This is a genomic window from Streptomyces sp. R-07 (assembly GCF_049913175.1).
Taxonomy (GTDB): Bacteria; Actinomycetota; Actinomycetes; order Streptomycetales; family Streptomycetaceae; genus Streptomyces.
This window is the reverse complement of record NZ_CP183978.1, coordinates 7,695,617-7,713,747: the sequence shown is the minus strand read 5'-3', so window position 1 is coordinate 7,713,747 and position 18,131 is coordinate 7,695,617. Positions and strand designations below refer to the sequence as shown.

Annotated in this window: 15 protein-coding genes; 4 read left to right on the top strand and 11 right to left on the bottom strand. The window is 70.6% G+C overall.

Annotation, left to right across the window (positions count from 1 at the left end; genetic code table 11):
- Positions 1 to 13: 13 nt before the first annotated feature.
- Entirely contained in the window at positions 14 to 967 is a 954-nt protein-coding gene (locus ACN9M0_RS35140; protein ID WP_366041708.1) for an NmrA/HSCARG family protein, read from the top strand.
- Between the two features lie 136 nt (positions 968 to 1,103).
- Here ACN9M0_RS35140 and ACN9M0_RS35135 read toward each other — a convergent pair whose 3' ends face one another.
- Entirely contained in the window at positions 1,104 to 1,562 is a 459-nt protein-coding gene (locus ACN9M0_RS35135) for a GNAT family N-acetyltransferase (RefSeq protein ID WP_426405370.1), read from the bottom strand.
- A gap of 220 nt (positions 1,563 to 1,782) precedes the next feature.
- Here ACN9M0_RS35135 and ACN9M0_RS35130 point away from each other — a divergent pair, with 220 nt between their 5' ends.
- Together ACN9M0_RS35130 and ACN9M0_RS35125 are read left to right on the top strand one after the other, a co-directional pair.
- Positions 1,783 to 2,628 (top strand): thiamine pyrophosphate-binding protein, encoded by an 846-nt coding sequence (locus ACN9M0_RS35130; protein WP_426404889.1) that lies wholly within the window; start codon positions 1,783 to 1,785, stop codon positions 2,626 to 2,628.
- Positions 2,629 to 2,630: 2 nt separating this feature from the next.
- The gene (locus ACN9M0_RS35125) at positions 2,631 to 2,921 is read left to right on the top strand and encodes a hypothetical protein (protein WP_426404888.1); all 291 of its coding nucleotides are present in this window, start codon (positions 2,631 to 2,633) and stop codon (positions 2,919 to 2,921) included.
- Positions 2,922 to 3,220: 299 nt separating this feature from the next.
- Here ACN9M0_RS35125 and ACN9M0_RS35120 read toward each other — a convergent pair whose 3' ends face one another.
- From ACN9M0_RS35120 to ACN9M0_RS35075, 10 genes are all read right to left on the bottom strand, one after another.
- A complete protein-coding gene (locus ACN9M0_RS35120; RefSeq protein WP_426404887.1) occupies positions 3,221 to 4,243 on the bottom strand; it encodes a hypothetical protein in 1,023 nt (340 codons plus the stop codon).
- 125 nt (positions 4,244 to 4,368) lie between these two features.
- On the bottom strand, positions 4,369 to 6,909 hold the full coding sequence (locus tag ACN9M0_RS35115) for a DUF4118 domain-containing protein (RefSeq protein WP_426404886.1): 2,541 nt from the start codon (positions 6,907 to 6,909) through the stop codon (positions 4,369 to 4,371).
- Positions 6,910 to 6,963: 54 nt separating this feature from the next.
- Entirely contained in the window at positions 6,964 to 7,662 is a 699-nt protein-coding gene (locus ACN9M0_RS35110) for a response regulator (protein ID WP_426404885.1), read from the bottom strand.
- Between the two features lie 127 nt (positions 7,663 to 7,789).
- Positions 7,790 to 8,461, bottom strand: coding sequence for a potassium-transporting ATPase subunit C (locus ACN9M0_RS35105; protein WP_426404884.1), 672 nt, complete (start codon positions 8,459 to 8,461; stop codon positions 7,790 to 7,792).
- Positions 8,462 to 8,467: 6 nt separating this feature from the next.
- On the bottom strand, positions 8,468 to 10,618 hold the full coding sequence (gene kdpB, locus ACN9M0_RS35100) for a potassium-transporting ATPase subunit KdpB (protein WP_426404883.1): 2,151 nt from the start codon (positions 10,616 to 10,618) through the stop codon (positions 8,468 to 8,470).
- Positions 10,615 to 12,279 (bottom strand): potassium-transporting ATPase subunit KdpA, encoded by a 1,665-nt coding sequence (gene kdpA / locus ACN9M0_RS35095; protein WP_426404882.1) that lies wholly within the window; start codon positions 12,277 to 12,279, stop codon positions 10,615 to 10,617. Before kdpA ends, kdpB begins: the two co-directional genes overlap by 4 nt.
- 8 nt (positions 12,280 to 12,287) lie before the next feature.
- Positions 12,288 to 12,377 carry a K(+)-transporting ATPase subunit F gene (gene kdpF, locus ACN9M0_RS35090; protein WP_366041700.1) on the bottom strand — a complete coding sequence of 30 codons (90 nt, stop codon included), beginning with the start codon at positions 12,375 to 12,377 and terminating at the stop codon, positions 12,288 to 12,290.
- A 412-nt stretch (positions 12,378 to 12,789) separates the two neighbouring features.
- Entirely contained in the window at positions 12,790 to 13,542 is a 753-nt protein-coding gene (locus tag ACN9M0_RS35085) for a DUF4118 domain-containing protein (RefSeq protein WP_366041699.1), read from the bottom strand.
- A 184-nt stretch (positions 13,543 to 13,726) separates the two neighbouring features.
- Positions 13,727 to 14,206, bottom strand: coding sequence for a hypothetical protein (locus ACN9M0_RS35080; protein ID WP_366041698.1), 480 nt, complete (start codon positions 14,204 to 14,206; stop codon positions 13,727 to 13,729).
- 201 nt (positions 14,207 to 14,407) lie between these two features.
- Positions 14,408 to 16,201, bottom strand: a complete 1,794-nt coding sequence (locus tag ACN9M0_RS35075) for a protein kinase domain-containing protein (RefSeq protein WP_426404881.1) — start codon at positions 16,199 to 16,201, stop codon at positions 14,408 to 14,410.
- 517 nt (positions 16,202 to 16,718) lie between these two features.
- Between ACN9M0_RS35075 and ACN9M0_RS35070 the strand changes: the two genes are divergently transcribed.
- Positions 16,719 to 18,005, top strand: coding sequence for a lipase (locus tag ACN9M0_RS35070; protein WP_426404880.1), 1,287 nt, complete (start codon positions 16,719 to 16,721; stop codon positions 18,003 to 18,005).
- The last annotated feature ends 126 nt before the right edge of the window (positions 18,006 to 18,131 follow it).

The window sequence follows — 18,131 nt, the reverse complement described above, 5'->3', positions numbered from 1 at the left end:
AGGCGATCCAGTCATGACGGAGAAGAAGATCATCACGGTGTTCGGTGCCACCGGTCGACAGGGCGGCGGGCTGGTCAGGGCTGCTCTGGCCGACCGGGACGAAGACTTCGCGGTCCGCGCCGTCACGCGTCACCCGGACTCGGAGCCGGCGCGTGAGCTGAAACGGCTGGGCGCCGAGGTCGTCCAGGCCGACATGGACGACGAGGCCGGCCTCGCGGCGGCTTTCGAGCACGCGTACGGCGCCTTCCTGGTCACGAACTTCTGGGAGCACATGTCCGCCGAACGGGAGAAGACCCAGGCCGACGCGCTGGCCCGGGCGGCCTCCCATGCGGGAGTGCAGCACGCCATCTGGTCCACGCTGGAGGACACCCGCGAGTGCGTCCCCCTCGACGACGACCGGATGCCGACCCTCCAGGAGCACTACAAGGTGCCCCACTTCGACGGCAAGGCGGAAGCCGACCACTACTTCACCGAGGAGGGCGTACCGACCACCTTCCTGCGCTCGACGTTCTTCTGGGAGAACCTGCTCGGCGCGTTCGCCCCGCGACGCGGCGACGACGGCTCCCTCCAACTGACGTACCCGATGGGCGAAAGCCGCCTCTCCGGCATCGCGGTCGACGACATCGGCAAGACCGCCCTGGCCGTCTTCCGGCGTGGCACGGACATGATCGCCGCCACCGTCAGCATCGCCGGCGAACACCTCAAGGTCGCCGACATGGCGGCGGCCCTCACCGACGTCGTCGGCGAGCCGGTGCGCTACCGGCCCCTCACCCCCGACCAGTGGCGTGCACAGGGCTTCCCCGGCGCCGACGAGACGGGAAACATGTTCCAGTACTACGCGGAATGCGAGCACCGCTTCACCGCGGCCCGGGACCTCGTCGCCGTCCGCGACCTCAACCCGGCCCTTCAGGACTTCGCCACCTGGCTCGCAGCCCACCACGAGAAACTCCGCATCGCCTGGGCATGACGTACACCCGAGGAACACGCGAGACGGCCCGGCAAGCTGCTCCCCTGCCAAGCCCGCCCATCGTCGTTGGCGGCTCCGTGACCGCGGACACATCACACCGGTGGCAGCGATCAACGAGCGTCTGTGATCAGCGTGTCTACGACTCGCGCAAGTGTGGCGAGTCGGTCAGAGACTTGAACAGGTGCACGTCTGCGTGGCCGCCAGGGACACCCGGTGTCCGACCGGTCTCGACGAAGCCATGGCGCTGATAGAAGCCGGGAGCTTGGAATGTGAAGGTGGAGGTGGAGAGGCGGTCACAACCACGCCGCCGTGCCTCAGCCTCGGCTGCCTGCAAGATCCTGCTCCCCCAACCATCCTTGCGACTGTCCTCCCGCACCCACAACAGCTCGATGCCGCAGAGGCCACCCCAGGTTCGTGCGGTCAACCCACCGACCAGTTCACCTGCTTCATCGGTGACCTTGATCGAGAACGTGCCACGGTCGGGAGCGCCTGTGGCGGCACTGTTGTAGGCGATCAACGCTTCGGTCAATCGGTCGTCGAGCTCGGAGTCACGCTCGCTGACAGTCAGGGCCGGGCCGGAGCTGTGGTCAGTCATCACGGCGCGGAGTATGTCAGTCAACCCGGCGCCGAAGCGTGTGATGACTCACGTCTTTGATCTGCTTCCGATACGCCCTGGCGGATCTGCGTGCGGGTTCATGGGGCGTCGTGGGGGTTGCTGCGCTGCGTGGTTTCATCCCGGCGCCAGCGGTTAGCCGCGCCGGTAGGCCCGCCCCGAGGCTCGAACGGCCAGAACCGCGTAGGGAAGGAGTCGGGTGATGAAGGTTTCCGACCATGTGCTGGAGCGGCTGCGTGACTGGGAGGTGGAGTACGTGTTCGCCTACCCGGGCGACGGCATCAACGGCTTGCTGGCAGCCTGGGGGCGCGCCGAGAACCGGCCCTGGTTCGTCCAGGCGCGGCACGAGGAGATGTCGGCGTTCGAGGCGGTGGGGTACGCGAAGTTCTCCGGACGGACCGGGGTGTGCGCGGCCACATCGGGGCCGGGGGCCATTCACCTGTTGAACGGGTTGTACGACGCGAAGCTCGACCACGTCCCGGTGGTGGCGATCGTCGGTCAGACCGATCGCAGCGCGATGGGCGGTTCCTACCAGCAGGAGGTCGACCTGGCCGTGCTCGCCTCCGGCACCCGGGTGCGCTCCACGATGGTGCAGATGCCCGCCGTGAACACCCCGCAGTTCGACTGGGTCAGGTCCCGCCTCCCGGAGCGGGCGCAGCCGGTGCCCCCGGTCTACCAGCCGGAGGTCGCGGCCCGCGCGGTGCTGTACGCGGCCGACCACCCCCGGCGTCGCGAGTACTGGGTCGGTGGCAGCACCGTGGCCACCCTGGTCGCGAACGCCGTCGCACCCGGGCTGCTCGACCGGTACCTCGCCAGGACGGGGTTCGACGCGCAGCAGGACGGGAGCATGCGCCCCGCCGGGGAGCCGGACAACCTTTTCGCCCCGGTGGACGCCGGGCGGGACTTCGGCGCGCACGGCCGCTTCGACGAGCGGGCCCGCCGACGCAGCCGTCAGCAAGTGGCCGCGCACGCTCTCGGCACCCTCGCCGGGGTTCTTTCACGGATGTGGGGTCCAAGCGCCCCGCGACCAGGGGGAAGGAGGATGTGACCATGCGGTACGAACACATCGGGATGCCCGCGCAAGAGCACCGGGCCCCGCTGATCATGGGCACCGTTCCCGTGCCGCCCGACCCCGACACCACGCCCGTGCCCCTGCCGGAGCCGCCGCGACCGCCCGGCCCGCCGGACCCGGTCGAGCCGCCGGTGCCGCCGGAGCCTCCGGCACCGCCCGGGAGGCCCGCCCCGCCCCCCGAGCCGCCCCGTCCCGGGCCACCGGGTCCCGAGCCTCCCGGTCCCGAGCCGGAGCCCGGCGAGCCCCGCCCGAAGGAGCCGCCCGACTGACGGCTACGCCGGGGAGCCGGACCGATGGAACGAGCCGTGGCCGCGCGGACGGTGCGCGGTGAACGCCTGGGCGGCGCCGGCCCTGGTCCTGCTGGCCGGGCGGCACTCGTTCAGCACCTAACGCCGAACCTCCCCCCGCCTCCCGGAGCTTGGCCCGCGATCACACTCCACCCCAGAGCGGCAGGCGCCGCCCGGGGTGGAGACGCCCAGGCCCGGACGCCCACGGTCCACGCCGACCACAGCACCCGGCTCCTGCCGGCGCCCCGGAGTGTGCCTGAACGTCCGTACGCCGTGCCGGCTCACGCGGGGCAGCCGTGGCGGGCCGTCGACGCGGCCTCGAAGCGGCCCAGTAGCTCCTGGACGTCGGCGGGCCCGAGGTCCTGCCGGCCGTTCTGGCCGCCGGGTGGGCGGACCAGCTTGACGTAGGCGGTACCGAGGGCGCCCTTGCAGGTGGTGGCGCGCATGGTGGCGCCGTCGACGCTGCCGGGGTAGCGGCCGTCGAGGTACATCTCCTGTTCGGCGGAGGCTCCGTAGTAGGCGGTCAGGTCGGCGAGCGTCTTCTCTCCGCGTTTCAGCGCGCAGGCCTCGGTCAGCGCGCGGCCGGCCGGCTTCTCGGAGACCGCCGTGACGCCCAGCCGGGTCGCGGTCGCGGTGGGGACCACGTCCCGGCAGGTCCCCACCGCCCGGACGGGCGGCACATCGCGCCATTCGCTCAGGTCCACGCCGGACGGACGTCTGCCGAGCGCTCCCTCGCAGTGGAAGCGGCCGACCGTGTTCCTGGCCGTCTCCGTGGCGAGCCGGGCGACCTGGAGGAGCTGCTCCTTCGTCAGGTCCTCGGTCTTCGCCGTGGCCTCGGCCAGTACCAGAAGACCCTTACCCGGCAGCGCGGCGCAGTCGACCAGGACCGCCGCCTCGGGCCGGCTCCGGCCGACGAACGAACCGTTCCATCCGTATCCGATGGGCGTCGCCGAGGCCTCCTCGGCCGCACCACTGGCCCGGTGTGCGGCGACGGGGCGGATCTGCAACCTCAGGGTGGGACCCGAGTCCCGGCCGCGCGCCGTGACCGAGCACCACTCCGTGTCGTATCCGACCCATTCACCGGTGTGCCCACGCGCCTCCAGCTCAGCACCCACGAAGAACGTGCGGGCCTCCTCTGCCGCCAGCGACCCCCGGCAGCTGTCCCCCAGGTCGTCGCCGGACGCCGTGGCCCCTCCGAGTCCGAACCAGACCGCCCCGCCTGCCGCCGCCACCGTCAGGACGGCGGCGAGCGTCTTCACCCCGACCGTGAGCGCCTTCCCACGCGAATGCCCGGTGTCCGTCACCAGTGCTCCTCCCCCCTTTTTTCTTTCTGTCCGCTCGGACGGACACACCGCTCCCCCGCGCCGAGCTCTCTCCCTTGCGATGCGCAAACACGGTTGATCCAACCGTACGGTTCCCCACCGACAGGTCACGTCGTCTCGGTCGCCGCGTCGGTGGGGAGAGGCGGTGCGTCGTCCTCCATGCGGAGGCTGATGGTCATGGTCAGGCCGCCCCCGGGCGTGTCCTCCGCCGTGACCGTGCCGCCCATGGCTTCGACGAAGCCGCGGGCGACCGCGAGGCCGAGGCCGACGCCCGCGCCGCGCGGAGCGTCGCCGTAGCGCTGGAAGGCGCCGAAGATGCGGTCCTTCGCCTCGTCGGGGACGCCCGGGCCGCGGTCGACGACGCGGACTTCGACCCGGTCGGCGATCGCGCTGGCGGCGATGAGCACCGGCATTCGGGCGGGACTGTACTTCACGGCGTTCTCGACGATGTTGGCGACGGCCCGTTCGAGCAGGCCGCGATCGACGACGACCATGGGCAGCGTTTCGGGGATGTCGAGCTCGACGCTGTCGTCGGGCACGCCCACGAGCGCCATCGGCACGACCTCGTCGAGGTCGGTCTGCCGGAGTACGGCGGTGACGGTGCCGGTCTCCAGGCGCGAGACGTCCAGGAGGTTGCCGACGAGGTGGTCGAGCCGGTCGGCGCCCTCCTCGACGTTCGCGAGGAGCTCGGCACGATCCTCCTCCGACCATTCGACGTCGTCGGAGCGCAGGGACGAGACCGAAGCCTTGATGCCGGCCAGCGGGGTGCGCAGGTCGTGGCTGACAGCGGCCAGCAGCGAGGTGCGGATCTTGTTGCCCTCGGCGATCCGGCGGGCCTCCTCCGCCTCGTCGACGAGACGCTGCCGGTCGAGGACGACCGCGGCCTGGGCGGCGAAGGCCCCGAGGACGCGCCGGTCCTCGCCCGGCAGGACGCGTCCGGTCAGGGCGAGGGCGAGGTGGTCGCCGACGGGCATGTCGACGTCCGCGTCCTCGGGGCGGCCGACCGGGCGGGTGCCGACGAAGGCGACGCACGACCAGGGGTCGGTGTCGTCGTGGCGTTCGAGCAGGGCGACCGACTCCATGGCGAAGGTCTCCCGGAGCCGTTCGAGGAGCGCGTCCAGGCTCGTCTCGCCGCGCAGCACACTGCCCGCGAGGAAGGAGAGCGTCTCCGCCTCCGCCCGCAGCCGGGCCGCCTGATGGGTGCGCCGGGCGGCCAGGTCGACCACGGAGGCGACGGAGATCGCCACGCCCACGAAGATCACCAGTGCGACCACGTTCTTCGGGTCGGCGATCGTGAGTTCGTGGACCGGAGGGGTGAAGTAGTAGTTGAGCAGCAGCGATCCCACGGCCGCTGAGGCGAGGGCCGGGCGCAGCCCGCCGAGGAGGGCGGCGGCGACGGTGAGGGTGAGGAAGAGCAGGACGTCGTTCGCGAGGCCCATCTCGGGGAGGGCGCCGCTGAGCAGCAGGGTGAGCAGGACGGGTCCGGCGATGCCGACGAGCCAGCCCCAGATGGTGCGGGACCGGCCCAGTTTCGCGCGGCGCGCGACGGGCAGGTTTCGGCCTTTCGCCGCTTCGTCGTGGGTGACGATGTGGACGTCGAGGTCGGGCCCCGACTCGCGGGCGACGGTGGCGCTGACGCCGGGGCTGAAGGCGTACTGCCAGGAGCGGCGGCGGCTCACGCCGAGGACGATCTGGGTGGCGTTGACGCCGCGGGAGAAGTCGAGGAGGCCGACGGGGATGTCGTCGCCGACGATGTGGTGGAAGGTGCCGCCGAGGTCCTCGACGAGGGTCCGCTGGACCGCCAGTTCCTTCGGGGAGGCGGCGGTGAGTCCGTCGCTGCGCGAGATGTACACGGCCAGGACCTCGCCGCCGGCGCCCTTCTCGGCGAGCCGGACGGCGCGGCGGATGAGGGTGCGGCCTTCGGGGCCGCCGGTGAGGCCCACGACGATCCGTTCCCTGGAGCCCCAGATCCTGGAGACGCGGTGCTCGGTGCGGTACTCCTGGAGGTATTCGTCGACCCGGTCGGCGGTCCACAGCAGCGCGAGCTCGCGCAGGGCGGTGAGGTTGCCGGGGCGGAAGTAGTTGGAGAGGGCCGCGTCGACCTTGTCCGGCTTGTAGACGTTGCCGTGCGCCATCCGGCGCCGCAGTGCCTGCGGCGACATGTCGACCAGTTCTATCTGGTCGGCGCGGCGTACGACCTCGTCCGGGACGGTCTCCCGCTGCCGCACCCCCGTGATCGACTCGACGACGTCGCCGAGGGACTCCAGGTGCTGGATGTTGACCGTGGAGACGACGTCGATGCCGGCGGCGAGCAACTCCTCGACGTCCTGCCAGCGCTTGGCGTTCCGCGACCCGGGCACGTTGGTGTGGGCCAGCTCGTCCACGAGCGCGACGGCGGGCTTCCTGGCCAGCACCGCGTCCACGTCCATCTCGGTGAACACCGTGTCCCGGTACTGGATCTCGGCACGCGGCATCGTCTCCAGGCCGTGCAGCATCACTTCCGTACGCGGGCGGCTGTGGTGCTCGACGAAGGCGACGGCGCAGTCGGTGCCGCGCTCCACCCGGCGGTGTGCCTCCGAGAGCATCGAGTACGTCTTGCCGACGCCCGGCGCCGCGCCGAGGTAGATCCGAAGCTTTCCGCGTCCCATGGTGCCGTTTCTCGTCGATGTCGGTCGGTGCTTGTACGTGTGCGGGCGGGGGTGTCAGTCCTCGAAGCGGTATCCCATGCCTGGCTCGGTGATCAGATAGCGCGGGTGTGACGGCTTCGCCTCCAGTTTGCGGCGCAGCTGGGCCATGTAGACCCTCAGGTAGTTGGTCTTGGTGCGGTAACTCGGCCCCCACACCTCTTGAAGGAGGCGCTGCTGACTCACGAGGACGCCGGGGTTGCGGACGAGGATCTCCAGCAGATGCCACTCGGTCGGGGTGAGCCGGACGTCGCGGTCCCCGCGCCGGACCTTCCTTCCCGCGAGATCGACCGTGAACTCCTCCGTCGTGACCACCGCGCCCGCCGCGCCGGCACTCGGCGCTCGCGCGGGCGACTCCTCGATACGGCGGGTGGCCGCCCTCAGTCGGGCGAGGAGTTCGTCCATGCTGAACGGCTTGGTCATGTAGTCGTCCGCACCCGCGTCAAGGGCCCGGATCTTGTCCTCGGAGCCGCTGCGGGCGGAGAGCACGAGCACCGGGGCACGGTTCCAGCCGCGCAGCGCCCTGATGAGGTCGATGCCGTCCATGTCGGGCAGCCCGAGATCCAGGAGGATCACGTCCGGTTGCTCGGCGGCGGCGAGGCGGAGCGCGGTGGCGGCGTCGTAGGCCGCCTCCACGTCGTACCGGCGTGCCTTGAGGTTGATCGCCAGAGCACGCGCGAGCTGCGCGTCGTCCTCGACGACCAGAACCCGGGGCATCGGCGTACTCCCTTTCGTCTTGAGCAGGGCGTCGGATTCGCGTTGAGCATGGCGTCGGATGCGCGTCGGGAGCCGGCGGCCTGGGTGTTCCCCGGCTGCCGGCTCCCTTGCGTCGGGCGTAAGGCCATCAGCCCTTGGCCACCAGGCCCTTGAGGGCGATGTTGAGCTGGAGGACGTTGACGCGGGGCTCGCCGATGAAGCCGAGGATGCGGTCGTCGGTGTGGTCGGCGACCAGCTTCTCGACCTCCCGGACGTCGAGGCCGTTGTTCTCCGCGACACGGTGCACCTGGATCTCCGCGTACTCGGGGGAGATGTGCGGGTCCAGGCCCGAGCCGGAGGAGGTGACCGCCTCGGCGGGGACGTCGGCGGGCTTCACCGGGTAGTCGGCGGTGGAGTTGTCCTTGACGACGGCCGCCTTGGCGTCCGTCACCCACTTGATCAGGTCCTCGTTGTCGCCGGACCGGTTGGTCGCGCCGGACAGCATGATCGAGTACCGGGTGTTGACGCTGTTGCTGCCGAGGCCGTTGGAGGGGCGCGGCTGGAACCACTTCAGGTCCGGGGCCGCCGTCTCCTCGCCTTCCTTGAGCGGCAGGTCGTAGGTCTGGCCGATGAGTTCGGAGCCGACGACCTTGCCGCTCGCGTCCTTGAGCTCGGAACCGTTCGCCTTGCCGGGGAAGGCGAGTTGGGCGATGCCGGTGACGGCGAGCGGGTAGAGCACACCGGTGATCACGGTGAGGACGAGGAGGGCGCGGAGTCCGGCCCAGAGCAACCGTCCTGCGTTTCCTGCTGAGTTGTTCATCGTGGGTCAGCCGATTCCGGGGATGAGGGTGAGGAGCAGGTCGATGAGCTTGATGCCGACGAACGGAGTGATCAGGCCGCCGAGTCCGTAGATCCCGAGGTTGCGGCGGAGCATCGAGTCGGCGCTCGACGGCCGGTAGCGGACACCCTTGAGGGCGAGCGGCACCAGGGCGACGATGATCAGCGCGTTGAAGATGACGGCGGACAGGATCGCGGACTCGGGCGAGGCCAGACCCATGATGTTGAGCTTGTCCAGGGACGGGTACGCCACGGCGAACATCGCGGGGATGATCGCGAAGTACTTCGCCACGTCGTTGGCGATCGAGAAGGTCGTCAACGCTCCCCGGGTGATGAGGAGTTGCTTGCCGATCTCGACGATCTCGATGAGCTTGGTCGGGTTGGAGTCGAGGTCGACCATGTTGCCGGCCTCCTTCGCGGCCGACGTACCGGTGTTCATCGCCACGCCGACGTCGGCCTGGGCGAGGGCGGGGGCGTCGTTCGTGCCGTCACCGGTCATCGCGACCAGCTTCCCGCCCGCCTGCTCGCGCTTGATGAGGGCCATCTTGTCCTCGGGCGTGGCCTCGGCGAGGAAGTCGTCGACGCCCGCCTCTTCGGCGATGGCCTTCGCGGTCAGCGGGTTGTCGCCCGTGATCATGATCGTCTTGATGCCCATGCGGCGCAGCTCGTCGAACCGCTCCCGCATGCCCTCCTTGACGACGTCCTTCAGGTGGATGACACCCAGGACGCGCGCGCCCTTGTCGTCCTCGACCGCGACGAGCAGCGGGGTGCCGCCGGCCTGGGAGATCGCGTCGGTGAGCGCCTGCGCGTCGTCGGCGACGGTGCCGCCCTGCTCCTCCACCCAGGCCACGACCGAACCGGTCGCTCCCTTGCGGACCTTGCGCCCGTCCACGTCCACGCCCGACATGCGGGTCTGGGCGGTGAACTCGATCCAGGTCGCGTGGGCCAGCTCGCCCTGGTGGCGCTCGCGCAGGCCGTACTCCTCCTTCGCGAGGACCACGATCGAGCGGCCCTCGGGGGTCTCGTCCGCGAGGGACGAGAGCTGGGCGGCGTCGGCGACCTCGGCCTCCGTCGTCCCCTTGACCGGAACGAACTCCGAGGCCTGCCGGTTGCCGAGGGTGATCGTGCCCGTCTTGTCCAGGAGCAGGGTGGAGACGTCTCCTGCGGCCTCGACCGCCCGCCCGGACATGGCGAGGACGTTGCGCTGCACGAGCCGGTCCATGCCGGCGATGCCGATCGCGGAGAGCAGCGCGCCGATCGTCGTCGGGATCAGACAGACGAGGAGAGCCGTGAGGACGATCATCGAGGTCTGCTTGTCGGCGCCCGCGTAGATCGCGAAGGGCTTCAACGTCACCACGGCGAGCAGGAAGACGATCGTCAGCGAGGCGAGCAGGATGTTGAGGGCGATCTCGTTCGGGGTCTTCTGCCGTGCGGCGCCCTCGACCAGATTGATCATCCGGTCGATGAACGTCTCGCCGGGCTTCGTGGTGATCTTGATGACGACCCGGTCGGAGAGCACCTTCGTACCACCCGTGACCGCGCACCGGTCGCCGCCGGACTCGCGGATCACGGGGGCGGACTCGCCGGTGATCGCGGACTCGTCGACCGAGGCCACTCCCTCGACGACGTCACCGTCGCCGGGGATGACGTCGCCCGCCTCGCAGACCACCAGGTCGCCGATCTTGAGCTCGGTGCCGGGGACCGGTTCCTCGCCCTTGCCGTCCTTGTCGAGGCGGCGGGCGACGGTGTCGGTCTTGGCCTTGCGCAGGGTGTCGGCCTGGGCCTTGCCCCGGCCTTCCGCGACGGCCTCCGCCAGGTTGGCGAAGATCGTGGTCAGCCACAGCCAGGCGGTGATCGCCCAGCCGAACCAGTCCCCGGGGTTCTTCACGGCGAGCCCGGTGGTGACCACCGAGCCGACGAGGACGACGAACATCACGGGTGACTTGACCATCACGCGAGGGTCGAGCTTCCTGATCGCGTCCGGGAAGGACGTGACCAGCTGCTTCGGGTCGAACAGACCCCCGCCGACGCGCCCGGGGGCGTGATGTCCGGCGGACAGGTCGTCGTGCGGCACCTTGCTCGCCGCGGCGGGAGACGGCTGGTTCACAGCGTCCTCTTGCTTCTTTACGTCGATGTTCATGCCGCGAGCCCTTCGGCGAGCGGGCCAAGGGCCAGGGCCGGGAAGTAGGTGAGACCGGTGATGATCATGATGGTGCCGACCACGAGGCCCGTGAACAGCGGCTTCTCGGTGCGCAGCGTGCCCGCGGTCTCGGGGACGGGGGTCTGCTCGGCGAGCGAGCCGGCGAGAGCGAGTACGAACACCATGGGCAGGAACCGGCCGAGCAGCATCGCGATGCCGATCGTCGAGTTGAACCACTGGGTGTCGGCGTTCAGGCCCGCGAAGGCGGAGCCGTTGTTGTTCGCGCCGGACGTGTAGGCGTAGAGGATCTCGGAGAAGCCGTGCGCACCCGAGTTCGTCATCGAGTTCACCGGAGTGGGCAGGGCCATCGCCAGGGCGGTGAAGCCCAGGACCAGCGCCGGCGTGACGAGGATGTAGCAGGCGGCGAACTTGATCTCGCGGGTGCCGATCTTCTTCCCGAGGTACTCGGGCGTGCGGCCGACCATCAGACCGGCGATGAACACCGCGATGACCGCCATGATCAGCATGCCGTAGAGGCCGGAGCCGACGCCGCCGGGCGCGATCTCGCCGAGCTGCATGCCCAGCAGGTTGATCCCGCCGCCGAAGCCGGTGTTCGACGAGTGGAACGAGTTCACCGCTCCGGTGGAGGTCAGGGTCGTCGCGACCGAGAAGATCGCCGACGCGCCGATCCCGAACCGGGTCTCCTTGCCCTCCATCGCACCACCGGCGATCTCGAACGCCGGGCCCTTGCCCGCGAACTCGGTCCACATCATCAGCGCGGTGAAGCCGAGCCAGATGACGGCCATCGTGCCGAGGATCGCGTACCCCTGCTTCAGGGATCCGACCATCCGGCCGAAGGTCCGCGTCAGCGCGAAGGGGATCACCAGGATCAGGTAGATCTCGAAGAGGTTCGAGAGCCCGTTGGGGTTCTCGAAGGGGTGGGCCGAGTTGGCGTTGAAGTAGCCGCCGCCGTTCGTGCCCAGCTCCTTGATGACCTCCTGCGAGGCCACCGCCCCGCCGTTCCACTGCTGCGACCCGCCCGCGAACTGGCCGACCTCGTGGATGCCGGAGAAGTTCTGGATGGCGCCGCAGGCGACCAGGACGAGCGCACCGACCACCGAGATCGGCAGCAGGATGCGTACGACGCCCCGGACCAGGTCGGCCCAGAAGTTGCCCAGCTCACCCGTACGGGACCGTGCGAAGCCGCGTACGAGGGCCACCGCCACGGCGATCCCCACCGCCGCCGAGACGAAGTTCTGTACTGCCAGGCCACCGGTCTGCACGACGTGGCCCATGGCCTGCTCGCCGTAGTACGACTGCCAGTTGGTGTTGGCGACGAAGGAGGCGGCGGTGTTGAACGCCTGGTCCGGGTCGATGGAGACGAAGCCGAGCGAGCCGGGCAGCGAGCCCTGGAGGCGCTGGAGCAGATAGAGGAAGAAGACGCTCACGGCGGAGAAGGCGAGCACCCCGCGCAGGTAGGCGGGCCAGCGCATCTCGACGTTCGGGTTCGCACCGATCGCCTTGTAGATCCACTTCTCGGGTCGGTAGTGCTTCTCCGAGGAGTACACGCGCGCCATGTAGTCACCCAGCGGCCGGTACGACAGACCCAGGGCGACGACCAACGCCAGAAGCTGGAGGATCCCAGCCAGGACAGGACTCATATCCGTGCTCAGAACCTCTCCGGCTTGACGAGGGCGAGGACGAGGTATCCCAGCAGGGCGACGGCGACAGCCAGACCGATGATGTTCTCGACAGTCACAGCTTCGCCACCCCCTTGGCGATGAAGGCCACCAGCGCGAAGACCGCGATCGTGGTGGCGACGAAGGCCATGTCGGCCATCGTGAGCTCCTGAGGTAAGTGGATGAGATGACTGGCCGTACGGACGGATCCGTACGGCGCCGGACAAGAGCAAACCGTCTTTCAGCCACCTCACCGCCGCCGTTGACGGCCCCCTAACGCCCACTCCGGCGGTTTTTACGCCTCCCGTACGGACACGGTGGCCTGCGCCTCAGGCACGGGCGGTACGGGACGGATCTCGACCGGGCCGAGTCGGAGGCCGTGGCCGCCACGGACCCCGCCCACCCCGTTTTCCGCGTCTCGGGACTCGACCGACGGCCGACCGAAGGCCGACCGAAGGCCCCAGGCGGCATGCATTGCCACCGCTCGTTCGTTCAGGCCGGCGTACGGTCCCCGGGCGAAGCTGCGAGCGCGGCCGCGGCCTGCACCGCGAGGTCCACGGCGACCAGCCGGGCTTCCAGCGACGGCGGCCGGGCGTCGTCCCGGGGGGTCAACATGAACCGGCCCTGGTCGCGCCCCCAGGCCACGACGGGGAGCTCGATCTCCCCGTCCGGCCAGCCCTGCCGGTCCACGTCCCAGATCCAACCGGGCACCGCCAGTCCTCCGTCGGGCTCCAGCCTCGACGGACCGCCGACGGGGACTCCGCGCTCGAACCGGCAGTCCTTCAGTTCGAGCACGTCGACGAGGTCGCCGCGGACCCGCTCGACGAACTCGTCCGCCGACGCGGAGACCCGTGCCCGGCGCGTGGTGGTGTGAAGTCGTTCCAGATGCGTGGCGTCGGTGACCGCGACCGTGCCGAGGAGGCGGGCGCGGGCGGCGAGCTGGGAGACGACGAGGCCGACCAGCAGGAGCAGGACGGCGGTCTCGATGTCGGCCCGGTCCCGGATGTGGAAGGTCTGGTACGGCTGGGTGTGGAAGAAGTCGAACCATGCGGCTGCCGACAGCGCGGCCAGCGCGCCGGCGTACCGGTTGCCCAGCGCGGAGACGGCGACGACCACCACGACGAGCAGCAGCGCGAGGTTCGTGGGCGAGAGGCTCGTACGCCAGGGCAGCAGCGCGAGCGCCGCGAGGAACGGGGCGAGGAGCCCGGCCGCCAAGGCCGCCGCGTCCCGGAGCGGTGTCTTCATGCCCCCACCTCCGGAGGTCGGCACACCCGTTCTCGTACACCTTCAGGCTGCGCCCGGTGTGAGGCGGCTGACACCCGGAGGGGGGATCTTGACGCTTCCCTGACGCGCTGCCCCCGGACCGGCCGGCTCCGGCTGCTCACGAGTCCGCCTCAGCGCCGGCGAGTGGTCCGGAGGCCGGCTCCTGTCACTTCGCCCGGTACTTCACGTCGGCCACAAGAACCGACGTGAAGCAGATCGGCAGGCCGTTCTCGTCCCGCGGTACCTCCTGGGAGGTGTCCCGGGTGAAGGCCAGGGTGACTCCCGGGACGTACGGGGCGCGCGGGTCGTCGTTGTCGACGTGCCAGCCCTTGCGGGCGGTGTGCGCGAGGATCTCGACGGCGGGGATACGGAAGACGTCGAGGCCGTCCAGGAGGACCTGGACGTCGGGGTCCTCGTCCTCGTCCGGTCCCCAGATCGTGACGGCGGTGGCCTGGTGGTCGCGTTCGAGGGCCACCTGGAAGCCGATGCCGTCGTACTCGGTGGACACCAGGTCGAAGGCGCGCACCGCGTCGGCCGGGTACACCCGCGGCGCGCCCCATGCCGACACCGCGGCGACCGTTTCGTCGAGCGTCATTCCGAGCCGGACGGGAGCCACGCCGCGGGGCGGGTCGAGGACGAACTGCATGAGAGGGGCCTTCTGGTCGGTTGCGTGCCGTCGGGCGCGTGCCGTCGCGCGCGTGCCGTCCGGTGTCTGGCGGTGCGACGGCCCAGCGGGTCGTACGCGTAGCCACGTGAACGACCCCGGGCGATGACGCCCGTACGGCTGCCCCGGACACCGCCCCCGCTGCGATCCGCGACTCTCCCTCGGGTGAATCGCGGATCGGTCTCAGCAACGGGCGAGTGTGCCGCTGTCCAGCGTGGATTTGTCGCCGAACACCCAGCCTTCGGTTTCCGTGCCCGCGATACGGGCGTAGATCCACTTGTTGGCATAGGCATTGGTGACATAGCAGTGGTAGTAGAGCTTCACGCCGGAGTTGACCGCGCTCACGGCCGAGCACTCCGCGTACGGCCCGGTGTAGAGGTGGGTGTTCTGGGACGCGTGGCCGTAGCCGTCGCTCCGGTTCGAGTGGGCCCATCCGGTGCACGCCGTCGACACCGGGGCCGGCTCCTTCGCCGTGGCGCTCGGCGTGACCTTCGGGGAAGCGGACGGGGTCCCGGCCGGCTCTCCGGAGGCCGGCGGGGCGGACGGACTCCCGGTCGGCTCGTCACCTCCGCCGCTGGGCGCCGACGTGGGACCTGTCTCCCGGTCCTCGTCCTTCTTCGAGGGAGTTCCGGACGGCGTCTCGCCGGGGTCGAGGGACGTCAGGTCCCCCGGGGAGGTCGGGTCGTCCGACATGCCGCCCGCGTCGGCGGGCTTGTCGCCGTCGGCGGAGGTACTCGCCCCGGGAAGCGCCGAGTTCGACTCGTCTCCGCCCCCGCCGTCCCGCATGTCCATCAGGGCGTAGGCGACTCCACCGCAGGTGAGGACGGTGGCGACCGCCACCGCGACGATCGTGCGGGTACGGCGACGCCGCGCGCGCACGATCGTGGCGCGGGTCTCGGAACGGCCGTTGTGACCGGCGGGCACCCCCGGCGCCATACCGGGCTGCGCAGAGCCCGGCGGCATGCCCGGCTGCGCGGCGCCCGGCGGCTGAGGTGCTGCGTACGCACCGGCGGGCATGTAGGGGGCGACGGGCTGGGGGGCGGGCTGGAAGAACGGCTCGACGGGGGGCCCGAAGGTCGGCGGAGTGACGGGCCGGGAGTCCGGTGCCGCCGCGAGGTTCGTACGGTTGCCCCCGGCGACCGCCTCCAGCATCTCGCGCGCCTGCGCGGCGTCGGGCCGCTGCCGCGGGTCCTTGGCCATCAGCGCCCGCAGCACCGGGGTGAGCGGTCCGGCGAGCCGGGGCTCCGGCAGCGGTTCGCCGACGATCGCCGCCAGCGTGGACCACACCGACGTACGGCGGAAGGGCGAAGCGCCCTCCACGGCCGCGTAGAGCGTCATGCCGAGCGCCCAGATGTCCGACGCGGCACCCGGCACCTGGCCCTGTGCGCGCTCCGGCGGCAGGTAGTCGAGAGAGCCGACGATCTGACCGCTCTGGGTCAGCTTGGCCAGGGCCTCGTCGCCGGAGGTCTCCATGCTGGCGATGCCGAAGTCGGTGAGTACGACCCGGCCTCCGCGCTCCAGCAGGACGTTGCCCGGCTTGACGTCCCGGTGGAGGACTCCGGCCCGGTGTGCCGCGTCGAGCGCGTCCATCAGCTTGGCACCGATCGCGGCTGCTTCGCGCGGATCCAGCGGGCCGCGCTCCGTCAGCACATCGTCGAGGGAGGGCCCGTCGACGAGCTCCATGACGATGACCGGCAGCCCCTGCTCCTCGACCACGTCGTGCACGGTGACCACACCGCTGTGGCGGATCCGGGCGGCGGCCTGCGCCTCCCGCTGCATCCGGACCCGCAGATCGGCCAGTTCGACCGGGGAGGCATCGGTGTAGGCCCGCAGGACCTTGACGGCGACCTCTCGGTTCAACAACTGGTCCACCGCTCGGGCGACCACGCCCATGCCGCCGCGGCCGATCGTCGCGGTCACGCGATAGCGCCCGCCCAGAACCACGCCGACCAGATCCGAGCCGTTCGCCCCCGTCACCTGTCACATCCCCTTCGTCACACTGTTCGAAATCCGCCACTTGGCGGGCACCAGAGTAGGGGTTCACGCGTGTGCGAGTGCGCACGGCCCACCCCTCTGCACGCAGGTGCGTCGTCCAACAGCCGTGATCGTCAAGACATCTCACCTGAGGTCAGGACACTCGTGCGTTCCACCGACGACCGGCGCGTTCGATCCGTGAGGAGCCCGCCGGGGCCGTCGCGACTGCGGCGGCCGACATGGCGACGCTCCCGCCCGGCCGTGGCAGGAGGGCGAGCGACCGTACCGGCTGACGGCGTCGCCCCCCATCCCCCACCCCCAACCCACCGCGGGCAGACCGTCCGCTGCCCCGCAGGGAGGCGATGGCCGTCTCTGGCGATGGCGCAGAGCTGGGACAGGGCTGGCCCCAGGCTGGGACAGGCACCAGGAAGCCCCGGGGGCATGCACCAGTGCGTCGAAGATCGCAAGGCATCAGGCTGAACGGGCATTCGTCGAGCCACATCTGGGGGAACTCATGGCCATGTCCGCCTCACTGTCGTCGCGCCGCGGAACCCGCTACCGCAGCGGCCTGAAGGTGGCAGCCGTCTGCTGTGGACTGCTGCTGTTCGGGCCGGCCGTCGCCACCGCCACCCCTTCTCCCGCCGGCCGTCCGCAGGCCCGGCAGGAGCAGAGCGGGCGGGGCACGCTCGTCTCCGCCGAGAAGCTGTACACGCTCACGACCCCGCAGGCCGTGGCCGCCGAGCTCGGGGCGGCAGGGTTCGAGGACGACACCGTCCGGTACGGCGTGGTCGCGTACCGCCTGGTCTACCGGACCGTCGACGCGTACGGTCGGCCCACCACGGCGAGCGGGCTGTTCGTGCTGCCGCTCGACGGCAGCGGACGGTTGCGGGCGGTCTCCTTCGCACACGGCACCGGCAGTCACAAGGACGACTCCCCGTCCATGCAGCGCGGCAGGTTCGTGTCGGCGCCGGTGATCGCGCACGCGGCGGCCGGTGCGGCGGGGGTCGCGCCGGATTATCTGGGGATGGGCAAGGGGCCCGGCCTGCATCCCTGGATGGACATCGACTCCGAGACCACGGCATCCCTGGACATGCTGCGGGCGGCCCGCGCCTTCGCGCCCCGCACCGGACACGTGCTGGAGCGCGAGGTCATGGTCACCGGCTTCTCGCAGGGCGCCTCGGCGGCACTGGGTCTGGGCCGGGCTCTGGAGGCGGGTGAGGACCGGTGGTTCAGGCTGGGCGCGCTGGCGCCGGTCAGCGGCGCGTACGACTTCGGGGGCGCGGAGTTGCCCGCGCTGCTCGAAGGCAGGCTGGAACCCAAGTCCAGTGTGCTGTACGGGGCCTACACCCTGGTGGCGTTCAACCGGCTCCACCACGTCTACGAGAGCCCTGGCGAGGTCTTCCGGTCCCCCTATGACGCCACGGTCGAGGCGCTGTTCGACGGCACCCACACGGGGGAGCAGCTGATGCGGGGCACCCCGGGCACGCTGGAGGAGCTGCTCACCGAGCACGGCCGCGAGCTGCTCGCGCATCCGACGGGGCCGCTGGCGGATGCGCTGCGCACGACCGACGCCGTGTGCACCGACTGGGCCCCTCGTGCTCCGGTACGGCTCTACATGGCGACCGGGGACGAGCAGGCCGTCACCACCAACACCGAGCACTGCCAGGCCGCTCTGCTCAGGAACGGCGTGCACGCTCCGATCGTCGACCTCGGCGCTGCCGACTACCACGGGTCCCGTCACCTGGGGTCCAACGTCGCGGCCACGTCGGCGATCGTGCGGTGGTTCGGCGAGTTGCGCGAGCAGTGACGGGAAACGACCCGGCTTCGGGTTCTCGACGCAATGTCGATGGCCGGCATCTCAACGTCCTGGACACCCGACGACGTAAACGCGCCGGTGGCGAAGAGGCATCTGCCGGAGACTGAACGTCTACCT